Source organism: Streptomyces sp. DH12, assembly GCF_020873895.1.
GTDB lineage: Bacteria > Actinomycetota > Actinomycetes > Streptomycetales > Streptomycetaceae > Streptomyces.
In genome coordinates, this window is sequence record NZ_JAHWGT010001637.1 from 1 (window position 1) to 392 (window position 392).

Annotated in this window: 2 pseudogenes; both read right to left on the minus strand. The window is 68.9% G+C overall.

Features of this window, described 5'->3' with window-relative positions:
• A pseudogene (locus tag LPA54_RS41470) lies at positions 1–130 on the minus strand (ketol-acid reductoisomerase); the annotation flags it as partial.
• 117 nt (positions 131–247) lie between these two features.
• A pseudogene (locus tag LPA54_RS41475) lies at positions 248–392 on the minus strand (acetolactate synthase small subunit); the annotation flags it as partial.

The following is a 392-nucleotide window of genomic DNA, read 5'->3' on the forward strand; positions in this document are numbered from 1 at the left end:
GCACGTCGACGCCGGAGTCGCGCAGCGACTGGGCGTGGGCGTGGCCCTGGCTGCCGTAGCCGATGACCGCGACCTGGCGGCCCTGGATGATGGACAGGTCGGCGTCGGCGTCGTAGAACAGCTCGGCCACTGGGTTCTCTCCTTGTGTGCAGGTGTTGCGTCCCACCGTATGACGGTGAGGGAGGGGGAAGGTTGGGGGTCTCGCGATACGGGCGGCCGGCCGTGTCCCGGCCGCCCGTTCCGTGTCTTACGCCGACCGGTCCAGGGCGCGCAGCGACCGGTCCGTGATCGAACGGGCACCGCGTCCGATCGCGATGGTGCCGGACTGGACCAGTTCCTTGATGCCGAACGGCTCCAGCATCTTCAGCATGGCGGACAGCTTGTCGCTGCTC